This window comes from Magnetospira thiophila (assembly GCF_054657015.1).
Map to the genome: position 1 here is coordinate 1593303 of NZ_BAAHXF010000002.1, position 21111 is coordinate 1614413.

General features: G+C 61.8%; 18 protein-coding genes. 13 read left to right on the forward strand and 5 right to left on the reverse strand.

Annotated elements, in window-relative coordinates:
* Positions 1-79: 79 nt before the first annotated feature.
* The 7 genes from ACYQ1P_RS17255 to ACYQ1P_RS17285 all read left to right on the forward strand — a co-directional run bounded on the left by ACYQ1P_RS17255 (position 80) and on the right by ACYQ1P_RS17285 (position 8639).
* Complete coding sequence (locus tag ACYQ1P_RS17255; protein WP_460021580.1) at positions 80-1009, forward strand: thiamine pyrophosphate-dependent enzyme; 930 nt, start codon at positions 80-82, stop codon at positions 1007-1009.
* Positions 973-1914, forward strand: a complete 942-nt coding sequence (locus tag ACYQ1P_RS17260) for a transketolase C-terminal domain-containing protein (RefSeq protein ID WP_460021581.1) — start codon at positions 973-975, stop codon at positions 1912-1914. Before ACYQ1P_RS17255 ends, ACYQ1P_RS17260 begins: the two co-directional genes overlap by 37 nt.
* The gene (locus tag ACYQ1P_RS17265) at positions 1911-3191 is read left to right on the forward strand and encodes a DegT/DnrJ/EryC1/StrS family aminotransferase (protein WP_460021582.1); all 1281 of its coding nucleotides are present in this window, start codon (positions 1911-1913) and stop codon (positions 3189-3191) included. The genes ACYQ1P_RS17260 and ACYQ1P_RS17265 overlap by 4 nt, the downstream gene beginning before the upstream one ends.
* 5 nt (positions 3192-3196) lie before the next feature.
* On the forward strand, positions 3197-4153 hold the full coding sequence (locus ACYQ1P_RS17270) for a hypothetical protein (RefSeq protein WP_460021583.1): 957 nt from the start codon (positions 3197-3199) through the stop codon (positions 4151-4153).
* Complete coding sequence (locus tag ACYQ1P_RS17275) at positions 4150-6183, forward strand: O-linked N-acetylglucosamine transferase family protein (RefSeq protein WP_460021584.1); 2034 nt, start codon at positions 4150-4152, stop codon at positions 6181-6183. The genes ACYQ1P_RS17270 and ACYQ1P_RS17275 overlap by 4 nt, the downstream gene beginning before the upstream one ends.
* Positions 6184-6354: 171 nt before the next feature.
* Positions 6355-7299 carry a hypothetical protein gene (locus ACYQ1P_RS17280; RefSeq protein ID WP_460021585.1) on the forward strand — a complete coding sequence of 315 codons (945 nt, stop codon included), beginning with the start codon at positions 6355-6357 and terminating at the stop codon, positions 7297-7299.
* Between the two features lie 17 nt (positions 7300-7316).
* On the forward strand, positions 7317-8639 hold the full coding sequence (locus tag ACYQ1P_RS17285; protein ID WP_460021586.1) for a B12-binding domain-containing radical SAM protein: 1323 nt from the start codon (positions 7317-7319) through the stop codon (positions 8637-8639).
* Positions 8640-8642: 3 nt separating this feature from the next.
* Here the strand turns inward: ACYQ1P_RS17285 and ACYQ1P_RS17290 are convergent, their stop codons facing one another.
* Positions 8643-9590: a class I SAM-dependent methyltransferase gene (locus tag ACYQ1P_RS17290; protein WP_460021587.1), complete on the reverse strand. Its 948-nt coding sequence runs from the start codon at positions 9588-9590 to the stop codon at positions 8643-8645.
* A 119-nt stretch (positions 9591-9709) separates the two neighbouring features.
* Here ACYQ1P_RS17290 and hemN point away from each other — a divergent pair, with 119 nt between their 5' ends.
* The 5 genes from hemN to ACYQ1P_RS17315 all read left to right on the forward strand — a co-directional run bounded on the left by hemN (position 9710) and on the right by ACYQ1P_RS17315 (position 15450).
* On the forward strand, positions 9710-11116 hold the full coding sequence (gene hemN / locus ACYQ1P_RS17295) for an oxygen-independent coproporphyrinogen III oxidase (protein ID WP_460021588.1): 1407 nt from the start codon (positions 9710-9712) through the stop codon (positions 11114-11116).
* Positions 11117-11182: 66 nt separating this feature from the next.
* Positions 11183-12145, forward strand: a complete 963-nt coding sequence (locus tag ACYQ1P_RS17300; protein WP_460021589.1) for a GDP-mannose 4,6-dehydratase — start codon at positions 11183-11185, stop codon at positions 12143-12145.
* Between the two features lie 33 nt (positions 12146-12178).
* Positions 12179-13177, forward strand: a complete 999-nt coding sequence (locus ACYQ1P_RS17305; RefSeq protein ID WP_460021590.1) for a GHMP family kinase ATP-binding protein — start codon at positions 12179-12181, stop codon at positions 13175-13177.
* A 12-nt stretch (positions 13178-13189) separates the two neighbouring features.
* Positions 13190-14350: a hypothetical protein gene (locus tag ACYQ1P_RS17310; RefSeq protein ID WP_460021591.1), complete on the forward strand. Its 1161-nt coding sequence runs from the start codon at positions 13190-13192 to the stop codon at positions 14348-14350.
* Positions 14347-15450 carry a phosphotransferase gene (locus ACYQ1P_RS17315; RefSeq protein ID WP_460021592.1) on the forward strand — a complete coding sequence of 368 codons (1104 nt, stop codon included), beginning with the start codon at positions 14347-14349 and terminating at the stop codon, positions 15448-15450. The genes ACYQ1P_RS17310 and ACYQ1P_RS17315 overlap by 4 nt, the downstream gene beginning before the upstream one ends.
* On the opposite strand, the gene ACYQ1P_RS17320 is transcribed toward ACYQ1P_RS17315, so the two are convergent.
* Genes ACYQ1P_RS17320 through ACYQ1P_RS17330 form a run of 3 tightly spaced genes read right to left on the reverse strand, consistent with a single transcriptional unit; the run spans position 15431 to position 17864 of the window.
* The gene (locus tag ACYQ1P_RS17320) at positions 15431-16378 is read right to left on the reverse strand and encodes an NAD-dependent epimerase/dehydratase family protein (protein ID WP_460021593.1); all 948 of its coding nucleotides are present in this window, start codon (positions 16376-16378) and stop codon (positions 15431-15433) included. The genes ACYQ1P_RS17315 and ACYQ1P_RS17320 overlap by 20 nt on opposite strands.
* 2 nt (positions 16379-16380) lie before the next feature.
* A complete protein-coding gene (locus ACYQ1P_RS17325; protein ID WP_460021594.1) occupies positions 16381-17127 on the reverse strand; it encodes an SDR family NAD(P)-dependent oxidoreductase in 747 nt (248 codons plus the stop codon).
* Positions 17124-17864 carry a sugar phosphate nucleotidyltransferase gene (locus tag ACYQ1P_RS17330; protein ID WP_460021595.1) on the reverse strand — a complete coding sequence of 247 codons (741 nt, stop codon included), beginning with the start codon at positions 17862-17864 and terminating at the stop codon, positions 17124-17126. Before ACYQ1P_RS17330 ends, ACYQ1P_RS17325 begins: the two co-directional genes overlap by 4 nt.
* Positions 17865-17943: 79 nt before the next feature.
* Between ACYQ1P_RS17330 and ACYQ1P_RS17335 the strand changes: the two genes are divergently transcribed.
* Complete coding sequence (locus tag ACYQ1P_RS17335) at positions 17944-19926, forward strand: B12-binding domain-containing radical SAM protein (protein WP_460021596.1); 1983 nt, start codon at positions 17944-17946, stop codon at positions 19924-19926.
* On the opposite strand, the gene ACYQ1P_RS17340 is transcribed toward ACYQ1P_RS17335, so the two are convergent.
* Positions 19917-20900, reverse strand: a complete 984-nt coding sequence (locus ACYQ1P_RS17340) for an aldo/keto reductase (RefSeq protein WP_460021655.1) — start codon at positions 20898-20900, stop codon at positions 19917-19919. The two genes, ACYQ1P_RS17335 and ACYQ1P_RS17340, sit on opposite strands and share 10 nt — an antisense overlap.
* Positions 20901-21111: the final 211 nt, after the last annotated feature.

Consider the following 21111-nt stretch of genomic DNA (forward strand, 5'->3'; position numbering starts at 1 on the left):
CTTGGAGCGGACTCACACCTATGCTATTTGGGTATTTAGAGAAAATACAAAAGTCTTTGTCTATAGGGAGCATCCTTCATTGTCCCAGGACCCCGAGGGCGCGCTGCGTCGATCGCCCCATTTCGGCATGATCGAAGGTCTGGCGGAGGCTTGCCCGAAAGCGGACTCGCTGGAAATGTTCCGGCGCATGTGCTTGATCCGCAGCAACGAATATGAGGCCCGCGCCGCCCAACAGAACGGGCATGTCGACTGCCTGATCTACCTGTCCGCCGGACAGGAAACCCCCGCCGCCGCCGTTTCCATGTCCATGGCCGGGTCTTGGGTACTGGCGCAGCATCGCTGTCACGGGGTCTATCTGTCGTTCGGCGGCGATCATCCCCGTCTCATCGACGAACTGCTCGGCCTGGACAGCGGCGCCAACCGGGGCATGGGCGGTTCGCCGCCATTGCAGGATTTCGCCCAGGGCATCATCGGTCATAACGGTCTGGTTGGCGATCAGGTGCCGGTGGCGGCCGGGGTGGCTCTGCAATCCAAGGGCCGCCCGGTGGTCTGCTTCTTGGGCGACGGCGCAGCGGAAGAAGACTACGTGCTGGGCAGTTTCAGCTTCGTCGGCAGCCGCAAATTGCCGCTGCTGTTCATCGTCGAGGACAATGATCTTTCGGTGCTCACCCCGACCCGGGACCGGCGCACCTGGAATGTCACCGAGGTGGCGGAATCCTTTGGCATCCATGCGGTCGATATCACCGACGATCCGTGGTTGATTGATCATTGGGTGCGAGAGTTCAAGGACGCCGGACTGCCCGCGTTGATCAATATCCGCGTCTGTCGCGAGCTTTGGCATGTGGGCACCGGCTGTGACGGGGCCATGGAATGGGACCGCTTCCAACGGGTCCGCGACAAACTCGACGACCTCGGCCTGGGCGACGACGCCCGGCGCATTGAAACCGAAACCAGGGAGTCCGTAAGGGAACTATGGCAGCAACGGTTGCGGACACAATCCGGGAACTGACCCGGGAACATATCGAGCAGCGCGACGGCATCGTCATCGGGCAATGCCTGACCGCCGTCGGCTGGGTGCAGAACACCATTCCGGCACAGGAAAAGGGCATGGTGGAATTGCCCATGACCGACATCGCCGGTGCCGGGTTCGCCGTCGGGGCGGCGATCATCGGGCCGCGACCGATTTTCGTCATCCGGTTTCAGAGTTTCCTGTGGCTGAATTGCAGCCCCATCGTCAATTACGCCGCCAAGTCGAAGGAAATGTTCGGCTATCCGGCGCCGGTGTTCGTCCGCGCCATTGCCTCGGAAGGCGATGCCTCCGGGCCGGTGCATACCAACTGTTACCACAGCCTGTTCATGCACATGCCGGGCATCGCCGTGGTCGCCCCCATGACCCCCAACGAATATAAAACCATTTGGCAGCACTTTCTCGATCATGACGACCCCATGCTGGTCAGCGAGCACCGGCGCTCCTACAAGAACACCGAGGACCTGCCGGACCTGATCGAGGACAATGCCGAGGTGGTGATTTACGCCCTGTCGGCGGGCCGCTTCGCCGCCATCGAAGCCGTCGCCGCCTTGCGCGCCGAGGGCGTCCGGGTGTCGCTGATCAATTTGCTGTGGATCAAGCCGTTTGATCTGACCGAACGGATTCTGGCCCCGCTGCGCGACGGTGCCTGCGGCTTGATCATTGATTCCGCTTATGAAATCGCCGGGGCCGCCCAATCCATCGCTTATGACCTGATGATTGCCTCCGGGCGTCCGGTGCGCGCCGTCGGCATGGTTGACCGCTCCCCCGGGGTGGCCCGACGGCTGGAGAACGGCACTCCCGACGCTGCCCGCATTGTCGCCGAGGCCCTGGCCATGCGCGCCGATCCCTGGCAGCATCCGCGCAAGGATCACCCGACCCCATGACCGCCGACGACCCCTTGTTGCAAGCGGTGGCGCAGAGCATCGCCGCCTATTGCGAGGCCCGCCACGATTTTGCCTTCGACCCGGCCCATCCCGCCGTGCGGCTGCATGATCCGGCCTTCGGTGCGGCGGAAATTGTCGCCGCCGTCGAGCCTTTGCTGACCACCCGGGTCACCGCCGGGACCAAGGTCCGGGCATTTGAGAAAGCCTTTGCCGCGCATCACCACTTCGGGGCCGGGGTGATGGTCAATTCCGGCTCCTCGGCCAATCTGCTGGCCATTGCGGCGCTGACCAATCCGGCGGCCCGCGACCGGCTGGAACCGGGCAGCGAAGTCATCGTCTCGGCCCTGTCCTGGTCGACCACCATCTGGCCGTTGGTGCAATGCGGGCTGGTGCCGGTGATCGTCGATATCGACCCCCAAACCCTGAACATCGACCCGGCGGCGGCGGAACGGGCCATCGGTCCCAAGACCCGCGCCCTCATGCCGGTGCATGTCTATGGCAACCCCTGCCACATGGACGCCCTGACGGACATCTGCGCCCGCCATGACCTGATCTTGATCGAGGACTGCTGCGAAGCCCTGGGCGCACGTTACGACGGAAACTACGTGGGTTCGTTTGGGCGCGTCGGCACCTACAGTTTCTATTTCTCGCACCATATCACCACCTTGGAAGGCGGCATCTGCGTCACCGGCGCGCAAGACGATGCGGAATTGATGCGCGTGCTGCGGGCCCATGGCTGGATCCGGGAATTGGACGACCCCACGCCCCATACCGCCGCCCACCCGGACATCGACCCCAAGTTCCTGTTCGTCAACGCCGGGTACAATCTGCGAGTCACCGAACCGCAAGCCGCCATGGGGTTGGTGCAGTTGGACAAGCTGGAAGGCTTCGTCGATATCCGGCGGCATAACGCGGCGCGGCTTGGTGCGGATCTGGAAGCCGTGAGCAACCACTTGCGCCAGCAGCAAGAAACCCCCAAGGGCCGCCATTCCTGGTTCGGTTTTCCGCTCATCGTTCAACCGGGCGCGCCCTTCGACCGGGCGGCCATCTGCCGTCATCTCAACGCCCAGGGTATCGAGACCCGTCCATTGATCGCCGGCAATATCGCCGCCCAGCCGGGCATGAAATTGTTTGAGCACCGCATCGCCGGACCGCTGACCGAGGCCGATACGATCATGAGCCACGGGTTTTCCGTCGGCAATCATCAAGGCATCGACGACGCGGCCCGCGACTATGTTGCCGAGACGATCAAGGCCTTCGTAACCTCCCAAAGCTAGGTGGCATGGACGCGACACCCTATCTTAGCATCGTCACCACCTCGCGCAATGACGACCATGCGGGGGACCCGATCCGGCGCATGAACCGGGTCTTCGGGGCGTTGTTCCAGCAGTTGGAAAAGTTCCGCATTCCGAGTGAATTCATCCTCGTCGATTGGAATACCCCTGAGGATCGCCGCCCCCTGGCCGAAGCCCTGGAATGGCCGACGGTGCCCGGACAGACCACCATTCGGGTAATCACTGTGTCCCCTGAATTGCACCGACAACGGGCCGGTTCCCTGGACCGTGCGGTGATGGGCAGCCATGCCCGCAACGCTGCCCTCCGTCGCAGCCGGGGCGACTTCGCCTTCGTCACCAGCATGGATGTGCTGTTCCCCGACCGTCTCATGTCTTTTTTCGCCGCTCGCAGGGCGCAGTCCGACAAGCTCTATCGCGTGACCCGTTACGACGTGGACGAAAGCCTGCTCGACTGCGCCAGCCCAACGGACATGCTGGCCCAGGCCCCGGCCCGCCAGATCCGCGCCTATCCCAACGAGGGGGAGCGGGTGCACCCCGACCTGCCCCACCTGTTCACCAACGCCTGCGGTGATTTTCAGTTGCTGTCGCGCGACGGCTGGGACGCCCTGTGCGGCTATCGGGAGGACGACCCGCATCTGCTGCATACGGACTCGCTGCTTGAATACGGGGCCTTTGGGGCCGGGTTCGAAGAAATCGTCCTGCATACCAGCGTCATCTATCACATCGACCATCCCGGTGGCTTTGCCGAGCTACGGGATTCCGGACGGTTGGTCGGCGACACCGGTAAGACCGTTGATCAACTCTGGCCCCATTACAAGGCCCTCATGGCGGAGCTTGGCCTGGGCCAACGGCTTCACCGGGATTTCAACGGCGAGGGCTGGGGACTGGCCGATCTGGACCTCCCCGAAACCCGCATCGTCACGGCAACATGGGATCGACAATGAGCAGCGACACCTCCTCGCCAGCGGAAAGCCTGTTCGCCGAAGCCGAAGACCGGCAACGCCAGGGGCAGGCCAGGGAAGCGCTGCAATGTTACTTGCGCGCCGCTCAGGCCCGACCGGACTGGCTGGAACCGCTGGTCCGCGCCGGATTGTTGCTGCAAGCCGGGAACAAACTGCCCGAAGCCTCGGGATTTTTCGCCCGTGTGCTGAAGGCCCGCGAGAGTCTGGCCCCCGACGACCTGGAACAATGGCTGTCCATCGCCAAGGTCCAACTGGCCCTCGACAAGGGTGATCAGGCCATCCGCATCGTCACCGGCCTGCTGGCGCGACGACCCGACTGGTGGGACGCCCTGCAAGTGCGGCTCAAGGTGCTGATGAAGTCCGGCATGGCAGAGCGCGCCCTCGAAGAAGTGACCCGATTCATCGAGACGCGCTCATCCGCCAGCCTCCATGACCAGCAAGATGCACGGGACCTGCAAGGCCGAATCCGCGACGTCATCGGCTGGCAATTGTGGGACAAGGGCTACGACCTGATCTTCACCGACCATGAAATCGAGGCCGGTCTGCACTGGCTGGATCGCTGCGGCCAAATGGGCTACGGCATGGAAAAAGAGATCATGCGGCTGTTTGAGATCAACAAGCGGCTGATCGAACCGGCCCGGAACTTGGGGCTCGAAACCCTTGCCGACTTGTGTGACCGGTTGCAATCCCGGCTCGCCCTGTATGAGGACTCCCCGGACTTCGAGACCTTGTGGAATTGCCTGCAATTTCCCCTCGATCACCAGCAACTGATCACCGACCTGACCTATAATTCCATGGACGACGCCTATTACGGCAAGGTGGCCAGGCGGTTGTCCGATGCCTTTCTGGCCGACGCCCAGGCAGCCCCTCCCTGCGAGCCCCCTGCCTTTCCATCGTTGCCGCCGCGTGAGGAGCGAATTCGGGTCGGTTATCTGAGCGTGGATTTCGCGCCCGACTTCATCATCTGGCGCAGCTACCGCAATCTGTTCCTGCTCCATCGAAAGGAAAAATTCGATGTGGTGATTTATTTCACCAATTTACCCGCCCGACGGCTGGTCCGTGAAATGCGGGCCATGGGCGTCACTGTGCGCGATTGCTGTTTGCTCGACGATGATGAAATCGCGTCCATCATGAAGACCGACGATCTTGATATCCTGGTTGATCTCAACGGCTACCATCCGACCAGCCGCCCCGGCCCGGTGGCGCGCCGCCCGGCCCCGCTGCAAATTCTGCTGCATTCCTATGGTCGGCCCATCTATTCGCCATTTCACGACTACCAGTTCAGCGACCGCATCCTCAATCCCGAACGGGTCACGGATCGGGAACATCTGGCCTGGCTGCCCTCGCCCTGTATCGCGCCTTGGTCCATCGATCAATTCGAGCGATATATTCCAAATGACGAATTGCCCAGCGGACCGATCCGTTTGTCGGCTCCGCACCAGGGGAACAAGCTCAACCCGGACTCCATTTCTGCCTGGTTCGATATTCTCGAAGCGACCCCAGGCGCCGTCCTGCATGTGCGTTCGGTGACCGATGACGTGGCGGACATCGGCAAGGCCCGGGGGTTGTTCCAGCGGGTCGTTGACAGCGGGTGGTCGGACAGTTGGTCGGATTACATGGCCGACCTTTCCAAGGCCCATCTGATCCTCGATTCCTTTCCCTTTACCTCCAGCGCGTCGGGCATCGAATGCCTGTGGTGCGGGGTACCGCTGATCACCCTCAACAACGGCGCACAGATGGCGCGCATGATGTCCAATCTGCTCACCGCCTGCGGCTTCCCGGAACTGGTGACCTACAACATTGAGGATTACAAACGGACCGCCATCGCCCTGGCCAACGACCGGGCGCGGCTCGCCGACTACCGGAAGCGTCTGGTGGCGACACGGCACGATTGGGGCGTCTTCAATGCGCCGCTCCTGGTCCGGCGGATTGAGGCAGGGCTGGAGGCCATCCATCAGCGCAGATTGGATGGCCTGGCTCCACAAAGCCTGGACATTCCAGATGTGACATGAAATCACGTATTGACATGACAAACCGCAATCGCCATGTGGAAAAAGAACAACAACCCCATCCGCGTGCGATAGAACGTCACAGGCAGATCGAAGGGGCATGATATGACGGAAGTGAATTCCCGCGGGAAATCAAGTGATCCGGCCTCGCGCCAATTGCTTTCCTGGGAATGGATGGTCAGAACGCCGTCCAAGACCAACAAGAGCCAGGCCTTCTGGGCCGCCCGCAAGGCGGCGGAGGCGCTGAGTCACACCGCCTGGGACCTGTTCCAATTGGCGGCCATGCAGGGTTATGCCGCGCAAACGGGCCAGAAAACCAAGGGTGCCGTCTATGAGGATGGCGTGCTGCCCTGTGGGGTGCTCCCGGCGGACCAGTTGCAGCGCCTGCGGACCGCCTTCGAGGCCTGTCCCGCCGAAGCGGTCGATGTGGACAACACGGATTTTCTCTATTCCTTCGATCCCTATCCCGACCAGTCGGCCATGCGCAATCGTTCGAGCATCATGCGCCGGGTCAGCGACGACCTGTGCGATGTGGTGACCGACATCCTCACGCCGCATATTCCGATGCTGGAAGCGGCCATGGGGCATCGGTTCCATGTGCCGCAGATCTGGGCCCATGCCTATCGCAATTTCGGCCCCGAGGTGAACCGGGAAGAACTGTCCGCCGCCGTCTGGCACCTGGACGGCTGCCCGCTGTGCATGAAAAAGATCTTCTTTTATCTCGACGATGTTTCGGAAGAAACCGGGACCACCGGCTTCCGCACCCGGGGCGGGCGGGAATTCAAGGTTACCGGCCCGGCGGGTACCTGGGCGCTTTTTGAGCCGGCCGTCGTCTACCATCAGGCCGTGGTGCCGCTTCGCTCGCCGCGTCCGGTGGTGGAAGTTCTGATCACCCCGGCCATGGCCACTGATCCCCGGCCGGTCAATCACGGCCTGAACTGCGGCTTTCCCTATTTCCCGCTCAATGAAACGGCGGCCGGTCTGGATGAAATTTATCCGCCTGAGTTCACGGAAAACCGCATTCGGCATCGCACCCTCGCCCGTTGGCACAAGTTATCCCTGCAACTGAATCAGCCGCCGATGGAGCAGGAAGGTTACTCGCCCTATCAATTATCCTGAGTGAATGGAGAAACGGTGTGAAGATCGGCTTTATCTTTCCCAGCAGTTATTACCTGCACGACCCGTTCCGGGGCGATCCGCACACCCATTTTCACCTGCTGACCATTCTCGAAGACCTGTTCGACGGGCAGCATGAATTCGAGCTGATCGACCTGCGCGGCGTGGAGCTGCGCTTTTCCCACTACCATGTGCCCGAATGCGACCTGTTTCTGCATTCGATCTATTCCCTGGATTGGGACGAGCATGTGGAACTGTTGGGCAATCTGCGCCGCATCTACCCCAAGGCCCCCCATTGGGCCGGTGGCCCCAATGTGCATTTTGATCAAAAAGCCTGTCTCGGTCTGTTCGATACCATCTTCCTCGGCGAGGGCGAGGATATGCTGATCCAGGCCATCCGCGATTTTGAGGCGGGCAAGGTGGAACGGACGTACGAAAAGAAGGGCTCCACCGATATCAATCTCTATCCGGTGCCGCGCCGTCACTTCCTGCCCAAGAGCACCGTGGCGCGGCCCGGGTTGATGACCCTCAAGCGCACCCCGGGGATGGAAAAACTGCTCGGCACCACGGTGGTGTTCTCGCGCGGCTGTCCCTACAAGTGCCAGTTCTGCGCCATGCCGTCGATCAAACTTTACAGCCCCTCGACCCGCTACCGCACGCCGGAACTGATCGAGGCGGAAATCACCTATCTGCAAAAGGAATTCGGCGTCCAAGGCCTGTCCCTGGCCGATGAAATCGCCATTCCGCTGACCCCCAAGCGGGCCATTCCCCACCTGGAAGCCTTTGGCCGCACCGGCATCGTTTGGCGCGGTCAGTGCCGGGTCGACTTCATGACCCCGGAAATCGCCAAGCTGACCCGCGAGTCCGGCTGCGTCACCATGGGTCTTGGCGTCGAGAGCGTGACCCAGGCCTCTCTCGATGCGGTCAACAAGGGCATTAATCTGGACCAGACCCGCGCCACCATCCGGCTGCTCAAGGAAGCCGGGATTGAGGTGCGCGTCTATCTGATCATCGGCCTTCCCGGCGAGCCGCCGGACGTGGTCAAGAAAACCTGGGACTTCATCCAGGAGACGGAACCGGATCTGGTCTATCTGTCGATCTTCACGCCGCGCCCGGGCACCGACATCTACAACGATCCCGGCAAGTTCGGCATTGAATGGATCGACCCGGACATGAGCAAGACCCAGCACATGTACGGGCGTTACGACGCCGAATTACCTGAGCTGAATTTCCGCTACGCCAAGGACACCCAATGGGGTCCCGGCCAATCGGGCGAGCGGATCATTGCCAATTACCTGGAACTGCAAACCCGGCTCGGACAGGCTGGCCTGCGCACGTTGTAAGGGTCAGGGGCGGGTCATCAACCAGAATCGGCGGAGAAACTTGCCGTTTAATTCAAGATTCAGGCTGTTGGTAGGTATCCAGTCGTAAATATAATAGTCTGTTTCAAGGTCCTTGGTGAAATGACGTTCCGCTTTGAATCCAAGCTCCCCAAAGTGCCGCTCCACATACGCAGGGGAAGGGCGCGAGCATATGTTGCCCCACAAGGGATGATCGTCGAAAGCGGTTTCATAGGCATAGGACTTCACCTCTTCCGCATTACTAGAATCACAGACCAAGGTATCGACCAGCACCCGGTCAGCCATTTTGCCACAACAGTCGATGACATTACCGATGTTTCTAATAACTTCAAGAAAGCCGAAATTAAGGATCAAGTCGAACCTACCGAGAGCTGTGAAATCTTTCTCTCCGTCGAACGCCACGACGGAATATCCTGGCAAATCTCGGTAGCGCATTGCGGCATAGGCCCGGTTTATCGCCCGCCCCTCAGCGGCCACAACCTCGGCTCCCAATCCGGCCAGCACGGCTCCCATGTCGCCCAAACCAGCCCCCAAATCCAGCACCCGCATACCGGCGAAGTCGTGGCCCAATATTTCGAACATCTTGCGAAGTCGCACCAGCCGCCAGTGTGGATAGCTGACCGCGAAATGCCCCTGATCCAATCGAAGGTGATGGTCGAGCAACAGCCCATCAAGCGGACCTGTAGAGGGATGTGCGAGGAACGCTGCCCGCATTGTCTGGCGCAGACCTTCTTCAACGTCAGCCAGACGCTTAGTCAGCAATTGCCCCATCTGGGCGGTTCCGATGGCATTCATGATCGCCGCCACCGACGGATCAGACGGATCGCGACTGATCACATTCAGGCAATTTTCAAGCGCCTTGTCGAGATTGCCATTGGCCAAATAGCCCCAGGCCAGCTTGAGGAAATGTTCGTTCGATGGCGGCGTTTTCATCGGCATACCTCGTTGAGTAGTTTTTACTTGGCAAGTAACAGTGTGGCATTTGACTATCACCACCTCTCCCACCACAATAACGGAACAAAGCCTATCAAGGCGTTAAAGGGAGCTTGGACATGAAAGCGGCGGACCGTTTCAAGCCGGTGGATGTGGCATTGATCGAGAAGTACGGCGCCACCGGCTTCATGTACACCGAGTATCCGCACAAGAGCCAATGGCGCAGCGACTTTGGAGCCGAGGGCTTAAAGGAGGCGCTGCGCCATCTCAAGGCGACCACCCCCGACGCGCCCGTGCTGCTTTATGTACATACCCCCCACTGCGAACAGCTCTGCTGGTTTTGCACCTGCCATGTGGTGGTGTCCAAGAAGTACGAGCGCATTCCCGACTATCTGATTTACCTGAAAAAAGAAATCGGCCTGCTGCGGGACTTTTTCGCTGCCGAGGGCTGGACCCCGAACGTCCGTGAATTGCATCTGGGCGGCGGCTCGCCGACCTATCTGAGCGCCGAGGATTTCCAGGGCCTGCTCGATGAATTGCGCACCGTCTGGGATCTGTCGGCGCTCGACGAATTCGCCATGGAAATCGACCCCCGGCATGTGGATGTGGACCGGATGCATTTCTATGCGGATCAAGGGATCTCGCGCATCTCGTTTGGCATTCAGGATTTCGACCCGCAGGTGCAAGAGGCCGTCAACCGGCCGCAACCGGCGGAAATGGTCGCCCGCCTCTTGCCGCCCGAGGTCCGCGCCCGCTTCACCAGCGTCAACTTCGACATCCTGTGCGGCCTGCCCTATCAGACCCCGGAGACCCTGCGCCAGACCATGGCCCGAGTGGCCGAAATCGGCCCCGACCGGGTATGCTTCAACTACATGCATTACGTCCCCGACAAGGCCAAGCATCAGGCCATGATGCCCGCCGAGGTAATTCCCGATTTCAACAGCCGCAAGGAAATCTTTGTCGCCGGGATGGAGGTCTTGCTCGATGCCGGATACCTGCGGCTCGGCTATGACCATTTCGGCAAGCCCGAGGACGCCGTCGCCCAGGCCCAGGCCGAGGGCCGCATGGCCTGGAACTCGTTTGGCTACACCCCCGGGCGCTGCGTCGATCTGCTGGGGCTCGGGGTGCATAGCTACAGCCGTCTCGGTGAACGCTATTATGTGCAGAACCTCTACGAAATCCCGGCCTACCGCGAGGCCGTCTCAGCTGGACAGTTGCCGGTCTATCGCGGCATCAAGCTGACCGACGACGATATCCTGCGGCGCGACGTGATCCAGACCCTGCGTAGCTATTTCGGCCTGCGTTTTGCCGATGTGGAGGCCCGACGCGGGATTCATTTCAAAACCACCTTCGCCCCCGAACTGGAGCGCCTGCAAGCCTTCGCCGCCGACGGGCTGGTGGAGATCAGCGCCGACGGACTGGAGGTGACGGAATTGGGTAAACAGTTCACCAACCTGATCTGCCGGGTGTTTGATTTCTATTATCACGACGACCTGACCAACCGGGATTTCGTCCGCCGGGCCTAGAGTTTGTTCTTGGCCTGGATGGGGCTTTGCCATATCGTCGATTCAAAGAGGAATTTGAGGACGTTCATGCGCATTTTGATTACCGGAATCACCGGCATGGTCGGCAGTCACCTCGCCGATTACGTCCTGAGCCACCATCCCGATGTGGAAATTCATGGTCTGCTGCGGTGGCGCAGCCCCCGCGACAATATCGCCCATTGCCTGGACCGGCTGACCCTGCACGAAGGCGACCTGCGCGATCTGGGCAGCCTGATCCGCATCATGCAGGCGGTGAAGCCCGACCGGGTGTTTCACCTGGGGGCGCAGTCCTATGTGCCGGTCAGTTTCACCGCCCCGGCAGACACCTTGGAAACCAACGTCATCGGCACGGTGAACCTGCTGGAATCCATCCGCATCACCGGCCTCGACCCGCGCATTCATATTTGTTCCTCGTCCGAAGTTTACGGCCAGGTGCGCGAGGACGAACTGCCCATCCGCGAAACCAATCCCCTGCGCCCGGCCAGTCCCTATGCGGTCTCCAAGGTCGGCGAGGATATGCTGGGCCAGCAATATTTCATGTCCTATGGCATGAAGACCCTGCGCACCCGCATGTTCACCCATACCGGCCCCCGGCGCGGCGACGTGTTCATGGAGAGCACCTTTGCCCTGCAAGTGGCGCGCATCGAGGCCGGATTGCAGGACAACCCGGTGCGGGTCGGCAATCTGGACAGCGTGCGAACCATCGCAGACGTGCGCGACGCGGTGCGCGCCTACTGGCTGTTGCTGGAGCATGGCACCCCCGGCGAGGCCTACAATATCGGCGGCGAGGAGACCATGACCGTCGGCGAGGTGCTGGACTACTTCAAATCCCTGGCCCGTTGCGAGATCCGCCATGAGATTGATCCAACCCGCTTGCGGCCTTCGGACGTGACCCTACAGATTCCCGACATTTCCAAGTTCAAGGCGGCGACCGGCTGGAAACTCACCATTTCGGCCCGTGACTGTCTGGCTTCGCTGCTGGAATACCATCGTCACCGCTTGCAAGGCTGACCCATTGATGACAACAAGAAAAAGAGCAAAACAGTGAGCTTCTTTCTGGTCCAGGTTCCCTTTCGCATTTCCTTTTTCGGCGGCGGCACGGATTATCCGGCCTGGTACCGCAAGGAAGGCGGGGCCGTCCTGTCGACGACCATCGACAAATACTGCTACATCTCCTGCCGCTTTCTGCCGCCGTTTTTCAAGGAACGTCACCGGGTCGTCTGGTCGCAGGTGGAGAACATCGATTCCATCGAAGACATCAAACATCCGGTCGTGCGCAAGGCCTTGAACTTTCTTGGCTACGACGATTCCGTCGGGCTGGAGATCCATCATCAGGCCGACCTGCCGGCGCGCGCCGGGATGGGCTCCAGCTCGGCCTTTTCCGTCGGTATGTTGAAGGCCCTCAAGGCCCTGAAGGGACAATCCACCAACGCCCTGGAGTTGGCCCATGAGGCGGTGGATTTCGAACAGAATTACCTGCAGGAGGATGTGGGCTCGCAGGATCAGGTCGCTGCGGCCTGCGGTGGCTTCAACCAGATCACCTTCTCTTCCGACGACACCATCACCCTGACGCCGGTGGATACGGACCGCGACCGGATCGACCTGCTGAACGACCATATGATGCTGGTCTATACGGGTATCAGCCGGTTCGCCCCCGCCGTCGCCAAGCAGGTCATCGCCAACCTGGACAACCGCCGCGAGGTGATGCGCGAAGTGGCCTCCCTGGTGCCGCAGGGTCTGGACATCGTGCAGGGCGACGGCGATATCCGCGAATTCGGACATCTGCTCGACCATGCCTGGAAACTCAAACGGCAAACCGCCGATGTGGTCAGCAACGATGCCATCGACCAGATCTATGCCACGGCGCGCAAGGCCGGGGCCCTGGGGGGCAAGCTGCTGGGAGCCGGGGCCGGGGGCTTTTTGTTGATCTTCGCCGAACCGGACGTGCAGCCCATGGTCCACCGGGCCTTGGAAAAATTTCTGTGCTTCTCGTTCCGCTTCAAACGCCGGGGCGCGTCGCTGTTGCATCCGCTGATCAGGTAAAGGAGAGCCACCGTGAAACGTATTCTGCTGGTCGGATGCGGAGCCGAGATCGGATCGCTGCTGGTGGGCATGGTGGAGCCGGAAAAAGACGGCTTCGAGATCGGCGCCATTCTGACTCATCAGCCCGAGACCGACGCCAAATACCCGGAACAACATCCCCTCGATTCCCTGATTGCCCGCGTCGTGCTGGCCCAGCCGCACCTGCTCGATGCCACTGGCAGCGACCGTCAGGCCAATGCCCTGACCATGCGCGGTCGCTCCATTCCGGTCATTTGGGGCGATGCCACCGCCGGGCCGCCCGAGGGGATCGGGCATTTCGATCTTTGCGTCATCGCCACCTCGAAACGCCATATCAACGACAGCGCACTGATGAACAGCTATTTGTCGGTGGCCGATTGGGTCATCGGGGTGGCCGAATCCATCACCTTGCCCGGCCTCTATCCCAGCCTGCTCGGGGTGCCGGAAACCTTTCTGCCGGTCAAGCCGCAACGGCCCGACGACCGGCGGGTCTTCTGCCTCGGCTCCTGTCAGACCAACGGCTGGCAGGCGCAATGGCGGGCACTGCTCGAAACGGCCCGTCTATGTGGCCTGGAGAAACTCGACTTCCGGGCCTGCGAAGTGGATATCGTGCATCCCGACACCCCCACCGGGCGGCTTGGAACGAAGGCCCTGTCGGCCCGCCAACAGGAAGCCCGCAACAATTTCCGGCCCAGTTTTTCGCAGGCCGCTCTGTCCATGGACCGTCTGCTGCCCGATAGCGCCAACATCAACACCATTTCCCTGCGCACCTTGATCGCCCCGCCGGGCTATCAAATCAGTCGCTTTTTCTTTGAATACGACCGCCCCGGCGGTGCCCCCCTCGCCTTTGCGGAAATTGTCGCCGGGTTCCGTGAGACGGCGGACCGGCTGCCGAGCATTCTGCGGGTATCCGACCTGCCACTGGGCAGTCATGCCTTCGAGATGTGCGAGGCGGCGGCGGTGGTGCTACCGCAGCCGACCCTGCTGACCTTCCGCGATGATCCGTTCCGGCTCGGCGAACGGGGCGCGCCGAAAGTCAGCGAATTGATCGTCCAGGCCTATGTGCATAACACCCGGGGCTATTGCCGCAGCACCATGGAGGCGATCCGCGCCCTGCTTTATGACCCGGACGTGAAGGTCTTTGCCGCGCCATGACCGCTCCCGTCTCGTTCTCCTTTCGCAGCAAGTCCCTGCGGGTCCTCAAGACCGGCAAGTTCACGGTGCTGGTCACCGACTATCAGGGCCGCGAGGTGGTGTTCAAGGTGGCCCAGAGTGCGGAAGCTAATATCGAACGGGAAGTGGCCTGCCTGCGCGACCTCAGCCAATCCTATCGGGTGCTCGGCTCGCGCCTCCCGGCCATCATCGGCTCCGGTCTGGTCACCGACTCCCAGTTCGCGGGCAAGCCCTGCTATGCCATGGAATACCTGCCCGGCGGCACCCTGTCCGACCATATCAAGGGCGGCCAGCGGTTCGACCGGCGCAAGGTGAGCGACCTGCCCGGCCTGCTGCTCGATCATGTGGCCGAGCATGTGACCGACCCGGACATGGCGGGGCGTTCGGGCCGCTGGGTGGCGCAAAAGGTCCGTGACTCCCTGGCCCGGCTGCACGAATTGCCGGAGTTGGAAGCTTTTCTCAAGGCGCGGGAGATCGAGGTCAACGGCCTGTTGCTGCTCAGTCTGCCCAACCTGTTGGACCGCATCGAGGCCTCCAGCGTGTTCGCCGATTGGGATGGGGGGCCATCCTGTATCTCCCGCCTCGGCCATTGGAATTTCCATGCGGAAAACATCCTGCTGACCGATCAGGGGCCGTTGTTCATCGACCCGGACACCAAAATCGCCGACAACGATCCGTTCTTCGGGATCAGCCGCCTGCTCTACTCCCTGGTCCATGACAGCGCCGAGGCGGGGAACTATCTCATTCACCAATGGCTGCCTTCGGTCTGCGCCGCCCCCCATTCGGTCACCATTACCTATAGCTGGGCACCGGAAGTTCTGTCCAATTACCGCAAGGTGGTGTCCGATCCCTTCGCCTGGTCGGTGGAGGAAGCGCCGTTCCTGACCAGCGGCCTGCCCGGCCCGACGCAAGACCTACGGCTGACCATGAATTTCCTGCATTGCCTGCTGCGCGGGGCCTATATCAACCGCCAGCCCCGCACCGAGGGCTCGGCGGATACGGGCTACCGCAATAACGGGGTGCTGTTGTTCCTGGCCGCCTGGACGGTGACCGAACGACTGGTCAGACGCCTCGCGCTCTGAGCCACCAGTCCATGGTGCGACGGATGCCGTCTTCGAGCGGGATCTTTGGTTTCCAGCCGAACAATCGCTCGGCCCGCCCGCAATCCAGACGAATGGTAATCGGCAGGGTCGGCTTGCTCAGATCGTGCTCAATGGAAATGTCGCGCCCCGACAGGCGGACCATCAGGGCCACCAGTTCGCGGATGGTCACCACTTTCCCGGCCCCCACATTGACCAGTTCGAAGGGCGTTTGCTGTTGTGCCAGGGCGGCCTCGACGAAATCCAGCAAATCGTCCACATGCAACAGGTCCCGGCCCTCCTCGCCACTGCCCCAGACGGTCACATGGTCTGTTGCCGTCATCACCTTGGTCAGGCTGGCGCCGAACACATGGCTGCGTTGGAGGTCGAACTTGTCGTGCGGGCCGTAGATATTGGAATGACGGATCGCCGTATAGCGGCTGCGTCCCAACCCGGCATAGAAGCGGGCCATGTTTTCAAAATACAGCTTGTTCCAGGCCCCGCCGTGATAGGGCGGAAAGATCGCCTCCAGGTCCACCTCGTCCTCAGTCAGCGGGCGGGAGCTGTCCGGGTACATGATGGAGCAACTGAACAGAATAAAGCGCCCGACGTTATGTTCGTGGGCCGCTCCCATCAGATGGCTGGTCATCACCGCGCTGTCGGCGATATGGATATGCGGTCGGGCGACAATGTCCGCCGCCCCGGAGGTCGCCGCAGCGGCATGAATCACCACATCAAAGCCTTGCCCGAGCAGGTCGCGCACCGCCTTGCCCTCGGTCAGGTCGATCCATTGCCAGGTCACTCCGGGCAGATCCACCGGCGGGCGGGAAAAGTGGGTCGCGGTGATTTGCACATCATCCCGTTCCGCCAGCCGCTCGACCATATTGCGCCCGATAAAACCGGTACCGCCGGTGACCAAGACCCTTTGCATGATCAGCGTGCCCCCGAAACGGTGAGCAGCGACCCGGCCACATAGCTCGCCGCATCGGAGAGCAGCCACAGCACGGTTTCCGCCACCTCCTCGGGATGGCCCATGCGGCCCATGGGCAGGGAACGCACCACCGCCTGCTTCTCGGCCTCAGGCAAATCAATCAGCGGATCGGTCTCGATCACCCCCGGACTGACCACATTGACCCGAACCCCGTGCTCGACAAGCTCCCGCGCCGCACCGAGGGTCAGGGTATTGACCCCGGCCTTGGAGGCCGCATAGGCGCTGATCCGGTTGCCGCCGAAGCGCCCGGCTTCCGAGGAAATGTTGACGATGGCCCCACCACGCCCCCCGCGTTGGGTGGACATGCGCCGCAGGGCCAGTTGCATGGCATGGAAGGTGCCGGTCAGATTGGTCTCGATCACCGCCCGGAAGCGCGCCAGATCCATGTCGGTGAAGTCGGCGCGGGGCGTGATGATCGCTGCATTGTTGACCAGCGCGTCCAGGCGTCCGAAACGGGCGTCAACGGCCGCAAACAGGGCCTCGGTTTCGGCGGCGTCGGCGGCGTCGGCCCGTTGGGCGAAGGCCGTCGCCCCCAGGGCCTCCACCTGCTGCACCAACTGTTCCGCCTTGTCCTGACGGCTGAGATAGCTGAAGCCCACATCGTAGCCGCGCTGTGCCGCCAGGGTCACCACGGCGGCCCCGATCCCCCGGCTACCCCCGGTCACCAGCACTACCGGTCGATGGCTCATGCCCCTTCCCCCTTTTGCAGTCGTTTCAGCAGCGGCGACAATACCTCGGATGCCCGTTGGTAGTCTTGCGGAATACCGATGTCGATGAACAGGCCGTCAAAGGTCTGGCCGGTCAGCAATCCTCGCGCTGCCAGGACGGGAAACACCTCCCGTTCCAGGGAACAGACCGCCGCGCAATGGGCGATCAGCGCCCGGCGCAACAGATAAACGCCGCCGTTGATTTGCCCACTTTGGCCCGCGTCGCCCCGCTCCTTAAAGGCGGTGATGCGCCTGCCTTGCGTTTCCACCACCCCGGCCCGGCCGGTATCGTCCAGATGGCGCAGGGCCAGCGTCCCCAGACTGTCTTCGGGCAGATCGAGCGCGGCCAAAGGCACATCGAACAGAGAGTCTCCGTTGACCAGAAAGAAACGGTCATTCAGCCGGTCCCTGAGCCAGGTCAGCGCGCCGCCGGTTCCCGCCGGTTGGGGCTCCACCACGACTGAAATATCCGCCCCGAACAACCGTTGACCGTCATAGCGGGCCACGGCCTCCGCCCCCAGATACCCGGCGGAAATCACGAACCGCGTGACCCCCTGCGCCGCCGCCCAGGCCATCAGGATTTCGATGAACGGCAAATCGCCAACCGGCAGCAGGGGCTTCGGCAGGTCCCGGACCAGCGCCCCGAGCCGGGAGCCCAGACCCCCTGCGAGTATGACCATCTGTTCGACCATGCGCCGATAGCCTAGACTGCCCGCCACAGCCGATCAACGGCTGGTTTTTTCGCCGATCGTTGTCATATATAGTACGATAGAAAGCCATGACACAGGACACCAGCGAATGAGCGAAAGACGGCCCCTGACCGTAGCCATTTCGCAAATCAACAATGGCTTCTCCCAGCAATATTACCTGCCCTATTCGGCGGCCATGCTGGAAGCCTATGTGCAGCACAAGGCCACCGATCCGGCGCGGTACAGGTTCCTCGTGCCCATCTACAAGCGCCAGCCGATTCACAAAATCGTCGCCCATATGGACCCGGCGGACGTGGTCGGTTTCAGTGTCTATGTGTGGAACATCAATATGTCCCTGGAGGCCGCCCGGCGGCTCAAGGAAACCCGGCCCGACCGGCTGGTGATCTTCGGCGGTCCGCATGTGCCCGACGATACGAAAGCCTTCCTCGAACGCCATCCGTTCATTGACATCGCCGTGCATGGGGAAGGGGAACAGACCTTCCTGGAGATTCTCGAAGCCCTGCCCGGGCGGGATTTCTCGGCCATCGCGGGGCTGTCCCAGCGCGCCGCCGATGGCACCCTGATCACCACGGCGCGCCGCCCCCGGCTGCGCGACCTGGCCGACCTGCCCTCGCCCTTTCTCAGCGGCACCTTCGACGGCGTGATGAACGGAGAGACCGACGCCGCCTGGATTGGCTTGTGGGAGACCAACCGGGGCTGCCCGTTCCGCTGCACCTATTGCGACTGGGGCTCGGCCATCGCGGCCAAGGTGACCAAGTTCGAGTTGCAACGGCTGAAGGCGGAGGTGGACTGGTTCTCGAAACATGGCATCGAGTTCATCTTCTGTTGCGACGCCAATTTCGGCATTCTGCCCCGCGATGTGGAACTGGCCGCCTATGTGGCCCAGGTCAAACGGGCCACCGGTTTTCCGGTCGCTCTGTCGGTGCAGAATACCAAGAACGCCACCGAGCGGGCCTACGAGACCCAGAAAATCCTCTCCGACGCGGGCCTCAGCAAGGGGGTCGCCCTGTCCATGCAGAGCACCAATTTGGGAGCTTTGGAGAACATCAAGCGCGAGAATATCTCCCTGGAGTCCTATTTCGAACTGCAACGGCGCTTCACCGAGGACCGGGTGGAGACCTTTTCCGATTTGATCCTGGCTTTGCCCGGCGAGACCTACGACAGCTACCTGAACGGCATCGACCAGCTCATCGAAAGCGGCCAGCACAACCGCATCCAGTTCAATAATCTCTCCATCCTGCCCAATGCGGAAATGGCCGATCCGGCCTACCGGGCACGGCATGGCATCCTTACCGTCCATAACGAGATCATCAATATCCACGGTACCCGGGAAAGTTTCGACGACGACATCGCCGAGACTCAGGAAACGGTCATCGGCACCGCCACCCTGCCGCTCGAAGACTGGCGCAGGGCACGGGCGTTGTCCTGGATGACCGCCTTTCTGCATTTCGACAAACTGCTGCAAATTCCATTGATGACCGCCCGCGTCCATGCCGGGATCGCCTATGGGGAAATGTTCGAGGCCTTCATGGCTGCCGATCCGACACGCTTTCCGACCCTGTCCAACATGGCCCGCTTCTTCCTCGACGAGGCCGACGTCATCCAGCGCGGCGGGCCGGAATTCCACTATTCGCCGGACTGGCTGGGGATCTATTGGCCGGCCGACGAGTTTATGTTCCTGCGCCTTTCCGCCGAAAACCGTCTCGATGCGTTCTATGACGAGGCGGAAGTCCTGCTTGCCGATCTGATGGGTCAGGCCGGGGCCGAGGCCCATCTGCCGGTACTGGCCGACGCGGTGCGGCTCAACCGGGCCTTGCTCAAGCAGCCCTTCGTCGGGACCGACCTGAGCATCGAAACGGCGCACGACATCCTCGGCTTCTACGAGGCTTGCCGCCGGGGACAGTCTGCCAAAGCCGAACCCGTCCCGACCGTCACCCAGGTCCGCCGCTCACATCAGGTCTGGCATGACTTTAACCACTGGGCGCGGGAAGTGGTCTGGTGGGGCAACAAGAAGGGGGCCTATCTCTATACCGGGGCCGCCGTCGAGAAACAGCTCGCCGGTCACTTCTGAGCCGCGATGCCGTCGGTCTGACCGGGGCCGCGAAACGGGTCGGCGGCGCGGGACAGGGCGATGATCCGTTCCAAAGTCTTATGATCGAGCCTCGGCAGGGTTCCTGCCCGGGCGTTCTGAGTCACTTCGTCAGGGGTCAAGCAGCCGGGGATGACACAGCTCACCCCGTCCAGCGCGACACAAAAGCGTAGCGCCATCTCGGCCCGCTCCGCCACCGTGCGCAGATCCAACAAATCGAATATTTGCGCCGCCGCCGTGCTCCAGGCTTGGCGTTGGGCTTCCGGCCAGGCGGCCCGGTGGTCGCCGTCCGGTAGCGGCGTCTCGGCGGTCACCGCGCCGGTCAGATAACCGAAGTTCAAGGGCGTGCGGGCGATCACCCCGGCCCCCAGGCCCAACAGACCGCAATCCAGGGCGCGCAGGTCGAGCATGTTGACATTGACCTGCACCGCCGGGGCCCCCAGCTCGCGCACCGCCACAACGGCCTCGGCGGGGGATTTCAGGGACAATCCCCAGGCCCGGATCAGCCCCTCGCGCTGCAAGTCGCGCAGGCCATCGAGAATTTCCGGGCGGCTCCGCAGGGTTTCCAGGTCCGGGTTATGTAGCTGCACCAGGTCCACATATTCGCAGCCCAGACGCCGCAAACTGCCTTCCAGCGAGGCGCGCACGGCATCGGGGCTAAAGTCCGCCGCGCCAAAATAGCGATCCCAACCGGCCTTGGTGGCGATGACCGCCTGATCACGCCGCCCGCGCACCGCTTGGCCGAGCAGTTCCTCGCTATGCCCCGCCCCATAGAGATTGGAGGTGTCAAAAAAAGTGATTCCCAGTTCCAGCGCCCGGTCGAGAGCGGCCAGGGACACCCGGTCGTCGGTCGCGCCATAGGAGGTCTGGCCCGCCGTCCGACCGCCGATGCCCCAGGTGCCGAAGCCCACCTCGGAGACCCGCAGTCCCGTCCGTCCCAATTCCCTGTACCGCATCACCCATCCTTCATGTGCATTCGTCGGCCATCCTACCCCATCGACGTCGATCCCGCCCGGCAGATTTTTCCCTCTTCCCAGGCATCCTTTACCGAAGTGACCCCTATTGGTCCGGTGGCAAGACCAGCAGTTTTTACATAAATCGTTAAGTATCAATACATTATATTTCTGGCACGGACCTTGCTCCAATGTTGCCAGATACATTCTACGT

Bases quoted from the DNA above. Each gene is read 5' to 3' on its own strand.
- ACYQ1P_RS17260 (WP_460021581.1), top strand. From the start codon at position 973: ATGGCAGCAACGGTTGCGGACACAATCCGGGAACTGACCCGGGAACAT.
- ACYQ1P_RS17265 (WP_460021582.1), top strand. From the start codon at position 1,911: ATGACCGCCGACGACCCCTTGTTGCAAGCGGTGGCGCAGAGCATCGCC.
- ACYQ1P_RS17270 (WP_460021583.1), top strand. From the start codon at position 3,197: ATGGACGCGACACCCTATCTTAGCATCGTCACCACCTCGCGCAATGAC.
- ACYQ1P_RS17275 (WP_460021584.1), top strand. From the start codon at position 4,150: ATGAGCAGCGACACCTCCTCGCCAGCGGAAAGCCTGTTCGCCGAAGCC.
- ACYQ1P_RS17280 (WP_460021585.1), top strand. From the start codon at position 6,355: ATGGTCAGAACGCCGTCCAAGACCAACAAGAGCCAGGCCTTCTGGGCC.
- ACYQ1P_RS17290 (WP_460021587.1), bottom strand. From the start codon at position 9,590: ATGAAAACGCCGCCATCGAACGAACATTTCCTCAAGCTGGCCTGGGGC.
- hemN (WP_460021588.1), top strand. From the start codon at position 9,710: ATGAAAGCGGCGGACCGTTTCAAGCCGGTGGATGTGGCATTGATCGAG.
- ACYQ1P_RS17300 (WP_460021589.1), top strand. From the start codon at position 11,183: ATGCGCATTTTGATTACCGGAATCACCGGCATGGTCGGCAGTCACCTC.
- ACYQ1P_RS17315 (WP_460021592.1), top strand. From the start codon at position 14,347: ATGACCGCTCCCGTCTCGTTCTCCTTTCGCAGCAAGTCCCTGCGGGTC.
- ACYQ1P_RS17320 (WP_460021593.1), bottom strand. From the start codon at position 16,378: ATGCAAAGGGTCTTGGTCACCGGCGGTACCGGTTTTATCGGGCGCAAT.
- ACYQ1P_RS17325 (WP_460021594.1), bottom strand. From the start codon at position 17,127: ATGAGCCATCGACCGGTAGTGCTGGTGACCGGGGGTAGCCGGGGGATC.
- ACYQ1P_RS17335 (WP_460021596.1), top strand. From the start codon at position 17,944: ATGAGCGAAAGACGGCCCCTGACCGTAGCCATTTCGCAAATCAACAAT.
- ACYQ1P_RS17340 (WP_460021655.1), bottom strand. From the start codon at position 20,900: ATGCGGTACAGGGAATTGGGACGGACGGGACTGCGGGTCTCCGAGGTG.